The 14,463-nt window shown below is 72.9% G+C and carries 13 protein-coding genes; 7 read left to right on the forward strand and 6 right to left on the reverse strand.

What is annotated here, in order from left to right:
- Nucleotides 1-10 precede the first annotated feature (10 nt).
- The gene (gene pcrA, locus OG730_RS16865; RefSeq protein WP_327305030.1) at nt 11-2,545 is read right to left on the reverse strand and encodes a DNA helicase PcrA; all 2,535 of its coding nucleotides are present in this window, start codon (nt 2,543-2,545) and stop codon (nt 11-13) included.
- A gap of 169 nt (nt 2,546-2,714) precedes the next feature.
- Here pcrA and OG730_RS16870 point away from each other — a divergent pair, with 169 nt between their 5' ends.
- The 4 genes from OG730_RS16870 (at nt 2,715) to OG730_RS16885 (ending at nt 6,545) form a co-directional block, all read left to right on the forward strand.
- The gene (locus OG730_RS16870) at nt 2,715-3,779 is read left to right on the forward strand and encodes a C40 family peptidase (RefSeq protein ID WP_327305031.1); all 1,065 of its coding nucleotides are present in this window, start codon (nt 2,715-2,717) and stop codon (nt 3,777-3,779) included.
- 243 nt (nt 3,780-4,022) lie between these two features.
- Nucleotides 4,023-4,547 carry a hypothetical protein gene (locus OG730_RS16875; protein WP_327305032.1) on the forward strand — a complete coding sequence of 175 codons (525 nt, stop codon included), beginning with the start codon at nt 4,023-4,025 and terminating at the stop codon, nt 4,545-4,547.
- Between the two features lie 148 nt (nt 4,548-4,695).
- Nucleotides 4,696-5,355 (forward strand): class F sortase, encoded by a 660-nt coding sequence (locus tag OG730_RS16880; protein ID WP_327305033.1) that lies wholly within the window; start codon nt 4,696-4,698, stop codon nt 5,353-5,355.
- Nucleotides 5,356-5,492: 137 nt separating this feature from the next.
- On the forward strand, nt 5,493-6,545 hold the full coding sequence (locus tag OG730_RS16885) for a C40 family peptidase (RefSeq protein WP_327305034.1): 1,053 nt from the start codon (nt 5,493-5,495) through the stop codon (nt 6,543-6,545).
- Between the two features lie 25 nt (nt 6,546-6,570).
- Here the strand turns inward: OG730_RS16885 and OG730_RS16890 are convergent, their stop codons facing one another.
- Nucleotides 6,571-7,266 carry a LuxR C-terminal-related transcriptional regulator gene (locus tag OG730_RS16890; RefSeq protein WP_327305035.1) on the reverse strand — a complete coding sequence of 232 codons (696 nt, stop codon included), beginning with the start codon at nt 7,264-7,266 and terminating at the stop codon, nt 6,571-6,573.
- A complete protein-coding gene (locus OG730_RS16895) occupies nt 7,263-8,558 on the reverse strand; it encodes an ATP-binding protein (protein WP_327305036.1) in 1,296 nt (431 codons plus the stop codon). Before OG730_RS16895 ends, OG730_RS16890 begins: the two co-directional genes overlap by 4 nt.
- A 131-nt stretch (nt 8,559-8,689) precedes the next feature.
- Between OG730_RS16895 and OG730_RS16900 the strand changes: the two genes are divergently transcribed.
- From OG730_RS16900 to OG730_RS16910, 3 genes are all read left to right on the forward strand, one after another.
- Nucleotides 8,690-10,078, forward strand: a complete 1,389-nt coding sequence (locus OG730_RS16900; RefSeq protein ID WP_327305037.1) for a PspC domain-containing protein — start codon at nt 8,690-8,692, stop codon at nt 10,076-10,078.
- Nucleotides 10,065-10,298, forward strand: coding sequence for a hypothetical protein (locus OG730_RS16905; RefSeq protein ID WP_327305038.1), 234 nt, complete (start codon nt 10,065-10,067; stop codon nt 10,296-10,298). Before OG730_RS16900 ends, OG730_RS16905 begins: the two co-directional genes overlap by 14 nt.
- A gap of 101 nt (nt 10,299-10,399) precedes the next feature.
- Nucleotides 10,400-11,680, forward strand: a complete 1,281-nt coding sequence (locus tag OG730_RS16910) for a hypothetical protein (RefSeq protein WP_327305039.1) — start codon at nt 10,400-10,402, stop codon at nt 11,678-11,680.
- 14 nt (nt 11,681-11,694) lie between these two features.
- Here OG730_RS16910 and OG730_RS16915 read toward each other — a convergent pair whose 3' ends face one another.
- The 3 genes from OG730_RS16915 to OG730_RS16925 all read right to left on the reverse strand — a co-directional run bounded on the left by OG730_RS16915 (nt 11,695) and on the right by OG730_RS16925 (nt 14,409).
- Complete coding sequence (locus OG730_RS16915) at nt 11,695-12,222, reverse strand: DoxX family protein (protein WP_442814940.1); 528 nt, start codon at nt 12,220-12,222, stop codon at nt 11,695-11,697.
- An 18-nt stretch (nt 12,223-12,240) separates the two neighbouring features.
- Nucleotides 12,241-13,497 (reverse strand): hypothetical protein, encoded by a 1,257-nt coding sequence (locus tag OG730_RS16920; RefSeq protein ID WP_327305040.1) that lies wholly within the window; start codon nt 13,495-13,497, stop codon nt 12,241-12,243.
- Nucleotides 13,498-13,599: 102 nt separating this feature from the next.
- Complete coding sequence (locus OG730_RS16925) at nt 13,600-14,409, reverse strand: class II aldolase/adducin family protein (RefSeq protein WP_327305041.1); 810 nt, start codon at nt 14,407-14,409, stop codon at nt 13,600-13,602.
- Nucleotides 14,410-14,463: the final 54 nt, after the last annotated feature.

Consider the following 14,463-nt stretch of genomic DNA (forward strand, 5'->3'; position numbering starts at 1 on the left):
GTGCCGCCCGCTAGAGCTTCTGCACCGGCGCGTACCTCAGCAGCAGCCGCTTCGGCTTCTCGTCCCCGAAGTCGATGGTGGCCTGCGCGTCCGCGCCCGCTCCCCTGACCTCCATGACGGTGCCCAGCCCGAACTGGTCGTGCGTGACCCGGTCCCCGACCACCAGCGCGATGACCGGCTTGTCGGTGGCCCGCCGCGTCGCGAACCCCGACGGGCCCGACTTCGTACGCGACGAGGACAGGAAGGCCTCCGGCGAGGTGCCGAAGGTGGCCTTCGACCCGCCTCCGCCGGAGCCCGAGCCCGAGGATCCGTACCCGGAGCTGCGCATCGGGCCCGCCGGCTTCTGCACCGCGCCCGTCCGCTTCCACTGCAGGTACTCGGCCGGAATCTCTTCCAGGAACCGCGACGGCGGGTTGTACGAGGGGGTGCCCCAGGCGCTGCGCATGCTCGACCGCGTCAGGTACAGCCGCTCGCGCGCCCGCGTGATGCCGACGTAGGCGAGGCGGCGCTCCTCCTCCAGTTCCTTGGTCTGGCCCAGCGCGCGCATGTGCGGGAAGACCCCGTCCTCCATGCCGGTCAGGAAGACCACCGGGAACTCGAGGCCCTTGGCGGTGTGCAGGGTCATGAGGGTGATGACCCCGTTGCCGTCGGTGTCCTCGTCCGGGATCTGGTCGGAGTCGGCGACCAGCGCGACCTGCTCCAGGAACTCCGCGAGGGTGCCCGGGCCCACCGGCGGGGCGCCGTTCTCGGCGGCCTCGGCCGCCGCCGCCACCCGTGCCTGCTCGAATTCGAGCGCCACGGCGGCGAGCTCCTGGAGGTTCTCGATGCGCGTCTCGTCCTGCGGGTCGGTCGAGGCCTGGAGTTCGGCGAGGTAGCCCGTACGCTCCAGGACCGCTTCCAGGACCACCGCGGGGCCGGCGCCCGAGTCGACGATGGTGCGGAGCTCCTCCATCAGCACGTTGAAGCGCTTGACGGCGTTGGTCGAGCGGGCGGCCATGCCGAAGGCCTCGTCGACCCGGCGCAGCGCCTGCGGGAAGGTGATCTTCTCGCGCATCGCGAGCGCGTCGATCATCGCCTCGGCGCGCTCGCCGATGCCGCGCTTGGGCACGTTCAGGATCCGGCGGAGCGGGACGTTGTCCTCGGGATTCGACAGGACGCGCAGGTACGCGAGGACGTCGCGGACCTCCTTGCGCTCGTAGAACCGGACGCCGCCGACGACCTTGTAGGGCAGTCCGACGCGGATGAAGATCTCCTCGAACACGCGGGACTGCGCGTTGGTCCGGTAGAAGATCGCGACGTCGCCGGCCTTCGCGTCGCCCGCGTCCGTCAGCCGGTCGATCTCGTCGGCGATGAACTGCGCCTCGTCGTGCTCGGTGTCGGCGACGTAGCCGGTGATGACCGCGCCGCTGCCGGCCTCGGTCCACAGGTTCTTCGCGCGGCGGTTCTCGTTGCGCTCGATGACCGCGTTGGCGGCGGACAGGATCGTCTGGGTGGAGCGGTAGTTCTGCTCCAGCAGGATCGTGGTCGCGTCCGCGTAGTCCTCTTCGAACTGGAGGATGTTGCGGATGGTCGCGCCGCGGAAGGCGTAGATCGACTGGTCGGCGTCACCCACCACGCACAGCTCGGCGGGCGGCAGGTCCGGGTAGCCGGTGCCGACCAGCTCGCGCACGAGCGTGTACTGGGCGTGGTTGGTGTCCTGGTACTCGTCGACCAGCACGTGCCGGAAGCGGCGCCGGTAGTGCTCGGCGACGTCCGGGAAGGCCTGGAGCAGGTGGACGGTGGTCATGATGATGTCGTCGAAGTCGAGCGCGTTGGCCTCGCCGAGGCGCCCCTGGTACATGGCGTACGCCTGGGCGAGGGTCTTCTCGAAACCGTCCGCGGCCTGCCCGGCGAAGGCGTCCGCGTCGATGAGCTCGTTCTTGAGGTTCGAGATCTTGGCGCTGAAGGCCTTCGGCGGGAACTTCTTCGGGTCCAGGTCCAGGTCGCGGCAGACCAGCGCCATCAGGCGCTTCGAGTCCGCCGCGTCGTAGATCGAGAAGGAGGAGGTGAAACCCAGCCGCTTGGACTCGCGGCGCAGGATGCGCACGCACGCGCTGTGGAAGGTGGAGACCCACATGGCGTTCGCGCGCGGACCGACCAGGCCCTCGACGCGCTCCTTCATCTCACCGGCGGCCTTGTTGGTGAAGGTGATCGCCAGGATCTGCCCCGGGTGGACCCCGCGCGCGCCCAGCAGGTGGCCGATGCGGTGCGTCAGCACGCGCGTCTTGCCGGAGCCGGCGCCGGCCACGATGAGCAGCGGTGAGCCCGCGTGCACCACGGCGGCGCGCTGCTCCGCGTTCAGCCCCTCCAGGAGGGCCGCCGGGTCGATGACGGGCCTGGGGGCTCCGTCCCGGTAGTACGCGTCCCCGTGGATGGGCGCGTCGAACCGGCCCCCGAAGAGATCGTCCGCGCCCGCCTCGGGGGCGGCGTGGTCTTCGGGCGGCGGGGGGACCTCTTCGGAGGGGGAGAGGTCGGCCAGGAAGCTGTCGTCAAAGAGGCTGCTCATCGCCTTCCGAGTTTAGGGGGCGGGACCGACAGCCGGTCCCGCCCCCGGAAAATCCCTGTCCCCCCACGGAAAATTCGGCGGCATATGCCCTGCGGACCCCTCCCGCCCCCTTCCGAGTCGCTCGCTGCGCCGCTAGCGTGCTCCGCCAACCGGAAGGAGGTGCCGGCCCGTGTACACGTACGGATTCCCCTCGTCCCAACCCTCCCCCCACCACCGCAAGCCGCGCACCCGAAGACATCCGAACGCCCCCGCCGCGGTCGTCACGACCGCGGCCCTTTCCTCCTTGGGCCTGCTCCTCCCCCACCAGGCCGCGGCGGCGCCGGCGCCCCGCCCCTCGGTGGAGGAGGTACGGACCCGCGTGGACGAGTTACACCGGCAGGCGGGCACGGCCACCCAGGCCTACGACGCGGCGGCCGGGCGGACCGAGGAGCAGCGGGCCCTGCTGTCGGCGCTCATGGACCAGGTGGCCGCCACCACGCAGAAGCTGAACGAGGCCCGGCGGCTGCTCGGCAGCTACGCCGCCGACCGGTACCGCGGGGCCGGCGGGCTCGGCGGGACCGCGACCCTGCTGCTCGGCGACGATCCGCAGGCCTTCTTCGCCCAGACGCACCTGCTGAACCGGCTCGGCGGCCGTGAGGACGCACTGCTCACCCGGTACACCCGGGCCAGGGCGGAGACGGCCGGCAAGCGCCGGGAGGCGGCCGTCGTGGTCTCGGAGCTGGAGCGGGCGCAGGAGCAGCTGCGCGGGCGCAAGCAGGAGGTGCAGTCCCGGCTCTCGGAGGCGAACGCGCTGCTCGCGCAGCTGACCGCGGCGGAGCGGGCGCGGGCCCTGGCCCCCCGGGCGCCGGCCGCCTCGGGACCTCGGCCGGGTGACGCCCCCGCGTCGGCGGCCGGTGTCAGGGCGGTGGCCTTCGCCCGGGCCCAGCTGGGGAAACCGTACGTCTGGGGCGCGACCGGCCCGCGCTCGTACGACTGCTCCGGCCTGACCCAGGCCGCCTGGCGGGCGGCGGGGATCACGCTGCCGCGCACCACGTGGGACCAGGTGAAGGCGGCTCCGCGGATCGCGACGAAGGATCTGCGGCCGGGGGACCTGGTCTTCTTCTACGCGGACATCAGCCACGTCGGGATCTACATCGGCGGCGGCCGCATGATCCACGCCCCGAGGCCGGGGTCGTCGGTGCGCGAGGACTCGGTCTACTACCAGCCGATCTACGGGAGCGTCCGGCCGGGGTGAGAGCGCCCGGCGTGTCCGTCACTCAGCGCCACCGTGCGGCGGGGCCTCCGGCGTGGCGCTCACCGTCCGTATCAGAGGAGTTGGCGGGGCGCCCGCCAACTCGCTCTCTCCGTTGGTCCGTTCGTGCCGCTCGATTCGCGGGTTCCGCCAACCGGACCTAGCGTCTAGCGCATCGAGGAGCATTTACTGCCTTTTACGGACAAAGTGTTCGGGGCTGCACCTCGGGGACCCGGAGGATCCACCATGCGTGCGATACGCGTCGCATCCGTCACCCTGCTGTCCACCGCCGCCTTCGCGCTCACCGCGCCGTCCGCCTCGGCCAACGACGGCGGGACCACGCCCAATGTCACGTCCTTCGGCTTCACCGTCTCCCCCGCCACGGTCGCCCCGGGCGGTACCGTCACCCTGAACGCCACCGAATGCCAGGATCCCCTGGTCAAGGTCTCCTCCGGCGTCTTCGACGCGGTCGAGCTCAATGAGGGCAAGTCCGCCACCGTCAAGGTGGACGCGGACGCCAAGGCGGGTGCCCAGTACGAGGTCACCTTCGACTGCAAGGGCGAGAAGGGCACGACCACGCTCACGGTCGCGGGCCACTCGACCGGCACCGGGACCGGAACGACCACTCCCTCCAAGGGCGTCAAGGCCGGCCTCGGCGGCGGCGCCGGCGGCCTGAACGGCACCGAGATCGCGGCCGGTTCCGCGCTGCTGGCCGGTGCGCTCGGCGGTGGCGTGTACCTGATGCGCCGCCGGGCCGACGGCAACGCCTGACCGCTAGGGCCTGTCGTCCCCCGGGCACCCTGACCGCCGGGCCCGTCCGACCCGCCCCTGGCCGCCGGACGGGCCCGGTCCAGCACCCGCCCCACAACACCCGCCCCACACCCCCCGGCGCCACCGCGCCACCGAAGGAGCGCGCATCATGCCCCGCCCCCAGGAGCGTACGAAGCCTCGCGGCGGCTGGGGCGTCGTCGCCGTGGTCGCCCTCAGCGGCACGTTCCTCCTCACCAACGGGCTCGACCTGAACGGCGGTCCGCCGCAGCCCGCGCAGGCCGCCTCGCTGGTCAGCGACCCGGCCCACGACGAGGCCGCCCGCCGCCTCCCGCCGGCCCCGAAGCCGCTGAAGTCCTCCGCGCCGACCCGGATCCGGATTCCGTCCGTACAGGTCGACGCCCCCGTCACCCGGGTCGGACTCGACGCCGAGGGCTGGGTGGACGCGCCGCCGCCGCAGGACGGGAACCTGGCCGGCTGGTACGGGGGTTCCCCCGCTCCGGGCGCCCAGGGCACGGCGGTGATCGACGGGCACGTGGACAACAGGCGGGGTCCGGCCGTCTTCTACACCCTCGGCTCGCTCGAGCGGGGCCGGCACATCGAGGTGGACCGACGGGACGGCCGTACCGCCGTGTTCACGGTGTACGGCATCGAGGTCGTGGGTAAAAAAGACTTCCCGGCGGCCCGGATCTACGGCCCCAAGGGTGCTCCGGAGCTCCGCGTGATCACCTGCGGCGGCGGCTTCTCGAAGAAGGAGGGCTACGACGGCAACGTGGTCGTCTTCGCCCGCCTGACGGAGATCCGCGGATAGAGCCGACCTCGGTACGGACACCCGAGCCACCAGGTCCGGTCGCGTACGGCCACTTTCGATCATCTCGTCATCCAGCCGTTACCTTCGGGTCTAGCGTCCTCCCCCAAGCACCGACGGAGGAAGGACGTGAGGCCCTCGTGGCCAGTCATCGAAAGCCCAGGCAGCGCCCGCTGGGCGGCGGCACGGCACGGAGCACCGTACGCACCACCGCCGCCACCCTCGCCCTCGCGGGCGCTGCCACCGCCACCGCGTTCGAAGGCACGTCCCACGCCGACCCGCAGCAGACGCCCTCACAGGTCAAGGCGGAGATGGACCGGCTCTACGAGGAGGCCGAGGCCGCGACGGACCGGTACAACGGGGCGAAGGAGAAGGCCGACGAGGCGCAGCGCGCGCTCGACGGGCTGCGGGACCAGACCGCCCTCAAGACCGACCGGCTCAACACGGCCCGCAGCGCGCTCGGTTCGCTGGCCGCGAACCAGTACCGCAGTGGCACGCTGGGCGCCGCCGTACAGCTCGCGATGTCCGACGATCCGCAGGAGTACCTGGACCGGGTCGCGCTCATCACCCGCGCCGGGAACCGCAAAGCGGCCGAGATCTCGGCCGTGCGGCGGGGGCTCGAAGAGGTCGGCCAGCTCAAGGACCAGGCCGCCGGGCGCCTCGCCGACCTGCGGACCCGGCAGCGCGAACTCGCGGGCCACAAGGCCGAGATCGAGGAGAAGCTGACCGCCGCGCAGCGGCTGCTGGCCAAGCTGACGGCCGAGGAGCGCGCGGCCTACGAGGCCCGCTCGGCCGGCCCCGCCCCGAGCGCCCCCGCCACCCGGGCTCCGCTGCCCGCCGACGGCTCCCGCGCGGCCCGTGCGGTGGCCTTCGCGTACGGGGCGATCGGCAAGCCGTACGTGTGGGGGGCGACGGGACCGGGCTCGTTCGACTGCTCCGGCCTGACCCAGGCGGCGTGGCGCGCGGCCGGGGTGTCGCTGCCGCGCACCACCTACACACAGATCAACGCGGGACAGCGGGTCTCTCGCGGGGCGCTGGCCCCCGGTGACCTGGTGTTCTTCTACTCCGGTGTCACGCACGTCGGCATGTACATCGGCAACGGCCAGATGATCCACGCCCCGCGCCCCGGCTCCACGGTCCGCGTCGCGCCGATCGACTCGATGCCCTGGGCCGGAGCCTCCCGCCCCGCGTGAGCTCCGGGTGGGTGCCCTGCCGGGCTCAGATCAGCCGGCGGGCCGTCGCCCAGCGGGTCAGCTCGTGGCGGTTGGAGAGCTGGAGCTTGCGCAGCACGGCCGAGACGTGGGATTCCACGGTCTTGACCGAGATGAACAGCTGCTTGGCGATCTCCTTGTACGCGTACCCGCGGGCGATCAGCCGCAGCACCTCGCGCTCGCGCTGGGTGAGGCGGTCCAGGTCCTCGTCGACCGGCGGAGCGTCCGTCGAGGCGAAGGCGTCGAGCACGAAGCCCGCGAGGCGCGGCGAGAACACCGCGTCCCCGTCCTGGACACGGAAGACCGAGTCCACCAGGTCGGTGCCGGTGATCGTCTTGGTGACGTAGCCGCGGGCGCCGCCCCGGATGACTCCGATGACGTCCTCGGCCGCGTCGGACACCGACAGGGCCAGGAACCGTACCGGGTCCTCGACGGCGCCCATCAGCGGGGCGCAGCGGCGCAGTACCTCGACGCCGCCGCCACCGGGCAGGTGCACGTCGAGGAGCACCACCTCGGGGCGGGTGGCGGTGATGACGGTGACGGCCTGGTCCACGTCGGCGGCCTCTCCGACGACCTCGACCCCGGTCCGCTCGGTCTCGCCGATCTCGGCCTGTACCCCGGTGCGGAACATCCGGTGGTCGTCGACGAGCACCACCCGGACCCTCCTGGTCGCGCCGCCGGTGCTCGCGCTGTCCTCGGTCATGCTGCCTTCGCCGCCCTCTCCATCTCCAGCTCGACTTCCGTGCCGCCGTCGGGCGCGGACCGCAGTCGCGCGGTCCCGCCGTTGCGCTGCATCCGGCCGATGATCGATTCTCGTACGCCCATGCGGTCGTCCGGTACCGCGTCCATGTCGAAGCCGGGTCCGCGGTCCCGTACGGACACGAACACCGTCTGGCCCTCCACCTCCGCGTACACCTGGACGGGGCCGCCGTCGCCACCGTACTTGGCGGCATTGACCATCGCCTCGCGCGCGGCCTGCATCTGTGCGGCCAGCTTCTCGTCGAGGGGGCAGTCGCCGACGACGACCACCTCGATCTGCACCCCGTGGTGGTCCTCCACCTCGGCGGCGGTCTTCTTCACGGCCTCGGCCAGTGTCGTCGGCTCCTCGCCCTCGTCCTTGCCGGTGCCCTCCGGCTTGTACAGCCAGTTGCGCAGCTCCCGCTCCTGGGCGCGGGCGAGGCGGCGCACCTCGCCGACGTCCTCGGCGTTGCGCTGGATCAGGGTGAGGGTGTGCAGCACGGAGTCGTGGACGTGCGCGGCCACCTCGGCGCGCTCCTGGGCGCGGATGCGCATCAGGCGCTCCTCGGAGAGGTCCTGGGTCATCCGGATCAGCCAGGGTCCCGCCAGGAGGGCGACGCCGACGAGGACGGCGAGGGTGGCGGTCAGGACGTTGCCCAGCTGGGCGGCGGAGCCGCGGACCACGATGAAGACGGTCAGGCCCACGCCGACCAGGGCCACGCCGGCGAGCGCGCGGGCGGCCTGCAGCAGCCGGCCGTGCCGGCCGGCGGCCGCGTTCCAGTGGGCGCGGCGGGCGTTGTCGGCCTGGCGCCAGACGAGGACCACGCCGGCTCCGACGAGCAGGGTCGGCCACACGTACCGTCCGGAGCTGCCGCCGACCTGGACCTTGGAGATGAAGATGCCCGCTCCGACGCACAGCGCGATCAGCGCGATGATCTGGCCCCGCTCGGGCTTGCGCAGCCGCCGGGTGCCGTCGGGGAGGGTGTCGAAGTAGGAGCGGTGGCCGCTGCGGCCGCCGACGCCCAGCGGTACGAAGACCCAGAACGCGGCGTAGAGCAGCACGCCGAGTCCGTCGCCCCACATGAACAGGCCGAGGAAGGTGAGCCGGACCCAGACGACGGGCAGGCCCAGGTGCCCGGCGAGGCCGCGCGCGACTCCGCCGAGCATCCGGCCGTCGGCGCTGCGGTAGAGCTTGCGCTGCGGCGTCTCGTCGGAGTCCGGTGCGTACGGCGGGCGGGGGGCGGCTGCTACGGGCATGTCACCGATGGTCACACGCTCGCGGTGCCCGTGACATCAGGGCAGCCCCCCAGTTCTCTCGGGGGGATATCAGGGTTGCGCCAGGGTAGATCCGGATGCCCGTGGCGACCCCGGACCGTCACCATGTACCCATGACCGAAGTACACGATTCCCCGCCGCCGGACGCAGGAGCCGGCAGGAGCACGGCCGGCGCGGGCGCCGGCTCCGCTTCGACGCCCGCCGAGCGCCCTCCCCTGCGCCGCGGCAAGCGCGACAAGGTGCTCGCGGGCGTGTGCGGCGGGCTGGGCCGGTACTTCGGTCTCGACCCGGTGATATTCCGGATCGTGCTCGGCGTCCTCGCCGTCACCGGCGGCGTGGGTCTGATCTTCTACGGCTTCGCCTGGCTGCTGCTGCCCCAGGAGGGCGAGGAGGACAGCGAGGCGAAGAAGCTGCTGACCGGCCGGGTAGAGGGCTCGACGCTGGCAGCGGTGTTCGCCGCGCTGGTGGGCTGCGCCCTGTTCCTGTCGATGCTGGACAACGGCGGGCTGGCGGTCTTCTCCGTCCTGGCCGTCCTCGCGCTGGGAGCCGCGGCCCACTGGTCGCAGCGGCGGCGGAGCGGATCCGGCGGGGCGCCCGAGGAGAAGGCGGCGCCGGGCGCCGAGTTCGTGTACCCGGCGGCCACCCGGACCGGGCACCGCACGGCGCACAGTCCGGCGCCTCCCGAGACCCAGGCGCCGCCCGCGCCCGGCGGCCCGTCCTGGTGGCGGGATCCGCTGGTCAAGGACGGCACCACGGGGCCGGTCGGCTCGACCGGGTACCTGTGGGGCCCCGAGGACTCGGTGCCCGCCGGTCCCGGCGGCGGTCCGGCGGCGGCTCCGCCGTCCGGGGAGGACCTCCCCCGGGAGCCCCGCGGCGGCATCGGCGGCCGGGTGTTCGTCCTCGCCGCGCTGGCCGGGAGCATCGCCACCGCCGCGGTCTGGGAGGGCAGCACCCTGAGCCACGCCCTACAGGTCGGCTTCGCCGCCGGCCTCGCCGTCTTCGGCCTGGGGCTCGCGGTGAGCTCGGTCAAGGGCCGCACGGGCTTCGGCACCATCCTGCTCTCGGTGATCACGGCCGCCCTGCTGGCCGCGTCGGTCGCGCTGCCCAAGGACATCAGTACCGACTGGCGCGTCGTGGACTGGCATCCGACCGCGGTGGCCGAGGTGGCCCCGGTCTACGAGGCGGGTACCGGGCTCGCCACCTTGGACCTCAGCCACGTGGACGTGCCCAAGGGCACCACCGTGCCCGTCCGCGCCTCCATCGACGCCGGCCGGCTGCGGGTGATCCTCCCGAGGGAGGTCACCGCGAGGACGGAGGCGACGGTCAGGCTGGGCGACATCCAGATGCCCGGCGACACCAGCGAGGACATACGCGTGCGCGACCGCACCGAGACCCGGGAGGCGACGCTGCCCCCCGCCTCGGGCACCCAGGCCGGCGGCACGATCGAGCTGCACCTCAGCGCGGGTGTGGGACAGGTGGAGGTAACCCGTGCGGCGTCATGAGTTCCAGCCGGGACGGCTGATCGCGGGACTGGTCCTGATGGCGGCCGGGGTCCTCTATCTCCTCGGCGCGGCGGGCGAGGCGGATCCGCCCTGGTTCCTCGTCCTCATGATGACCGCCGGCGGCCTCGCCTTCGCCGCCGTCACCGGACTGGTGACCTACGCCGTGCGCCGCGACCGGCGCGAGCGGATCGGGGAGACCCGCGGGTCCGGCGGGAGGTGATGTCACGCCCATCATGACAGGTCAGAGGGTGTTTTCGTAGGACGAAGGGCACAGGCGAACAGCCTTGTCCGGCTCCCTGCGCCGCCCCCAGACTCTCCGTCATGGATCACTCGGGGAAAGTCGATCAGGACGACATCGTGCGGGCACGCAACGTGCTGCTCTCGTCGGGACGCCTCTCCCCGCGGGACAAGGTGGACGCCTACCGGGTGCTCGCCCAGGTCAGCCCCGCCGCCTACCTGCCCCTCCTGGCCCGGGCTTTGCAGGACCTGAGTCACGAGGGCGGCAGAACGCATCCGGCCGCCCTCACGCTGTGCGAGGAGGCGGTGGCCGCGGCGCGGGCCATCGATCCGGCCGAGCCCGCCCGCGCGGACCACCTCTACGAGGCCCTCGACACGTGCCAGCGCGAGCTGTACCGCGCGGGCCGGCGCGCCGAAGGGCTCGCCCTGCGCGCCGAAATGCTCGCCATCGGCCGCGCGCGGGCGGAACTGGCCGGGGAACCCGTGGTCGCGGGGCTGAACACGTGGGCGGCCGGTCTTTCCGAGGAGGGCCGGTATGCCGAGGCGGCCGATGCCATGACCGAGCTGGTCACGGTGCTCCTGCCCGACGGGTCCCGCAGTGGGGCTCTCGCCTGGTCCCTCCTGGAGTGGATCGCCGTCCTCCACGAGGCCGGCCGGTCCGGCGAAGCCCTCGACGCGTTCGAGACCCTCGTCGGCGTGCAGGCCGCCGAAGCGGCGGGAAACGACCGCGACCGGATGATCTCCCGGCTCCACACGCTCATCGGGTACGCACGGATGCTCGACGCCCACGGTCGGGACGAACGGGCGGGCCTCGTGAGGGAAGAGGCACTCGCCCTGCTCACGGAGCTGGCCCTCCGCGGTGCGCGGTACTCCGGGGGCGGCTACGAAGTGTCGTTCTGGGCGGTGCTGTTGTCCTTGCCCGGCGCCGGAAGCGACCGGCCCGCGCCCGGTGAGCCGCGTCCTCCCTCGGGCACGGATCCCATGTACTGGTCGCCCGACACCAAGCAGCGCTACTTCGACAGCCGTCACGCCCTGCGCGAAGAGGTGGACGCCCTCGCCGCGCGGGCCACCGACGACCCGGACCGGCACCTGGCGGAACTGGTCCGGCTGCACCGGGTCCTCACCGTCCGCTCCACCGTCTACTGGCGGTACCGGACCCATCTGTTCGCGGAGCAGGTGCGCCCCCTCTTCGACGAAGGGGTGGAGCTGGCCCGCCGGCTGTCCCCGCACGACCCGGCGGCCGGAACCCGGACGCTGGCCGGCAGCCTGATCGACCGGTCGGCCTTCCACGTCGCCGTCGGCGAGTTGGGTCCCGCCCTGGAGGACTTCCGCGAGGCACTGGGCCACCCGGGAGCGGCGAACTGACCGGACCGCTCCCCTCAGGCGGTGGCCCTCCGCTTGCCCCTGATCAGGGCGTCCAGTGACCACAGGGGCGCCCCGGCGAGGATCAGCGGGGTCCAGGCCAGCAGGTAGATCAGGTCGTTGCCGTAGTAGTACGGGGTCACCGCCCAGGACACGGTGAGCCACAGGCTGAGCGAGATCAGCGCCCCGCCGACGGACGCGATCCGGGTCAGCAGCCCGGCCAGGACCCCCAGGCCGACCAGGAGCTCCCCGATGGCCAGGGCCACGGCGAAGCCGACGGGTGCCTTCAGGGCCAGGTCCACCATGGCCGGGATCGCCGAGGTGTCGCGCACCCCGTGCATCAGTTCGCCGATGGAGCCGCCGCCGGTGGCGGAGAGGAACGCCGAGTCGGTCAGCTTGTCCAGGCCCGCGTAGACGAAGGTCACGCCGAGGAAGATCCGCAGGGGCAGGAGGGCGTGGCGGGCGGCGCGTTCGCGCAGACCGTGCGGGCCGCTCGGTCCGGTGGGTGCGTCAGGGGCGCCGGAGGGGACGTCAGTTCGGGTCACGCGTCATGTGTACCCGCTTCACTCCGCCACGTCGATGGTGCACCGGTTTGATTCCACCCCCGCGGCGGTGACGACCTGGATCTCGATCCGCCCCGGCTCCACTTCCGCCGGGACCGGCACGGTCAGTACGGCGTCGGACGGGTTGGTGAAACCGCCCGCCACCGGGACCAGCGGTACGTGCACATGGACCGCGCCCACCCGGACCACAAGCCGGGCCAGCATCTCCGGCGTCTGGGCCCCCGGCGGGACGAAGCCCACTCCGCGGATCTCGATGTCGTCCCCGGGGCGGATCGCCGCGTCCAGATCCCCGGGCTCGCGTCCGCGCACCACCGACAGGACCAGCGGGCGGCTGCCCTCCGCGTACTTCGCCGCCAGGTACACGGCCGCCGACAGCGCCACCAGCAGCGCCAGCGCCCACGGCAGCGCCGGCAGCCGGTCCGGGAACCGGGCCAGCGAGACCCCCGCGAAGGCCAGCACCACCGTGGAGACCAGCACGTACTGGGCGTCCGGGAAGGAGCCCCGGCCCGCGTCGTCCGTCAGCAGGTCCGCCCCGGTCGGGCGGTCCGCCGGCAGCTTCTGCAGCCGCTGTCCCATGATCCGTACGGAGACCACCCGGCGCACCAGCACCGCGACGCCCGAGGTCAGCCCGAGCACCGCCAGCAGCGGCAGCGCCCGGTCGAAGGCGAGACCCTCGTACAGCGCCTGGCGCTCGGGTCCCGGCGAGGAGGCCGCGAGCCGCAGCGCGGGCAGCAGCGTCGCGAAGGCGGTGAGCACCAGCCAGGCGCTCGGCACCACCTTCGAGGTGGACAGCCGGTTGTCCTCGCCGACCAGCGGGGCCAGCAGACCGCCCCGGATCGTCTGCGCGCGGGCCGCCACCGTCAGCAGCGCGGCCAGTACGAGCGCGGCCAGCAGCCCGGCGGTGCGCGTCGTGGACCAGCCGGTGCCGAGCGCGGTGCCGACCTGGACCAGGAGCAGCACCCCCGCGGCGATCCACACGGCGAGGACGGCCCGCCGGGAGAACAGGTAGAGCCAGGAGCTGCCCGCCTCCCGGCCCCGGTCGGCGACCGTCCGGGCCGACAGGGTCAGCTCGTCGGAGACCCACTGTCGGGAGGCCCCGAGGGAGTGCGCCACGGCGTCCGGCACTCCGTGCCCGGAGGCGAACTCGTCGCGCTTCTCCAGGAACGCCGCCACGGCGCGGCGGTGCCCCTCTCGTGTGCAGTCCTCGCAGGCACAAGCCGCGGTATGGGTGCTTCTGGACATCTCTTGGACAGCCACGAACGTGCCGCCTCTCTGAACTCCGGTGCGATGCCAGCGAATTGTGCACCACTGCGGCAGTGTTCCGGATTGCGCACGATGTCAGAGCAGGTGATTAACCGTTCATGATGTTGACGCACCCGCTCCGGCGGCCTCCAGCAGCGGCTGGCAGTTCGCCCAGGCCGCGAGATCGGATCCGAACCGTTCCCTGGTCGCGAGCGCGCTGTGATGGCTGATGAGCACCGCCTTTCCGGCCGCCCGCGCGATCAGCTGGACCTGCGCGGCCCGCTCCGCCGCGATGAACCACCACGCGGCGGCCTCCACCGAGTCACCGACCGTCAGCAGGCCGAGGTTCCGCAGGACCAGAGCCTTGTAGGGGCCGAGCGCGGTCGCGATCCGCTCGGGGTCCCCACCGCCCGCGGCCCCGCCGCCCAAGGCCCCACCGCCCGAAAACTCGTCGAGCAGCGCGTGGTCCTCGTAGAAGGCGCAGGCCTCCTGGGTGACGGGGGCGAGCAGTTCGCCGAGCGCGGCGAGCGCCCGGCCGTACGGGGCCTGCGTGCGCACGACGGCCACCACGCGGGGCCGGGCCCGGTGGACGGCCGCGTGCACGGCGAAGGCCAGCTGGTTGACCCTGCGCCCGCCCTGCCTGACCCGCCCCTCCCCGTCGACGAGCAGCAGGTCCTCGGGGCCGATCGAGGCGAAGGCCCGGCCGAAGGGGTTCACCCAGTAGCAGTCCTCGAACTCCGGGTCCCGGGCGCTGACGTGCCCGCCCACCCCGTCCTCGTAGCCGAGCCGCCCCAGCAGCCGCAGCACCCCGGCGAGCCGCTCCTTGCGGTGCGCGCGCTCCTCCTCGGCGGTGGCGAACACCGGCGGCATCTCGAAGCCCAACCGCTCGACGGGCACGGGTGCGGGTGCGGGCAGTCGCTCGGTCATGGCCCCTCCTTCAAGGTCGCGGCGCAAAGTACCGGCGACCGGGCGAAGAGGCCA

The sequence above is a fragment of the Streptomyces sp. NBC_01298 genome, assembly GCF_035978755.1.
Lineage (GTDB): Bacteria > Actinomycetota > Actinomycetes > Streptomycetales > Streptomycetaceae > Streptomyces.

Excerpts from the sequence above, each read along its gene's own strand:
- pcrA (WP_327305030.1), bottom strand. The coding sequence starts at position 2,545 with ATGAGCAGCCTCTTTGACGACAGCTTCCTGGCCGACCTCTCCCCCTCC.
- OG730_RS16875 (WP_327305032.1), top strand. The coding sequence starts at position 4,023 with ATGCGTGCGATACGCGTCGCATCCGTCACCCTGCTGTCCACCGCCGCC.
- OG730_RS16880 (WP_327305033.1), top strand. The coding sequence starts at position 4,696 with ATGCCCCGCCCCCAGGAGCGTACGAAGCCTCGCGGCGGCTGGGGCGTC.
- OG730_RS16890 (WP_327305035.1), bottom strand. The coding sequence starts at position 7,266 with ATGACCGAGGACAGCGCGAGCACCGGCGGCGCGACCAGGAGGGTCCGG.
- OG730_RS16895 (WP_327305036.1), bottom strand. The coding sequence starts at position 8,558 with ATGCCCGTAGCAGCCGCCCCCCGCCCGCCGTACGCACCGGACTCCGAC.
- OG730_RS16900 (WP_327305037.1), top strand. The coding sequence starts at position 8,690 with ATGACCGAAGTACACGATTCCCCGCCGCCGGACGCAGGAGCCGGCAGG.
- OG730_RS16910 (WP_327305039.1), top strand. The coding sequence starts at position 10,400 with ATGGATCACTCGGGGAAAGTCGATCAGGACGACATCGTGCGGGCACGC.
- OG730_RS16925 (WP_327305041.1), bottom strand. The coding sequence starts at position 14,409 with ATGACCGAGCGACTGCCCGCACCCGCACCCGTGCCCGTCGAGCGGTTG.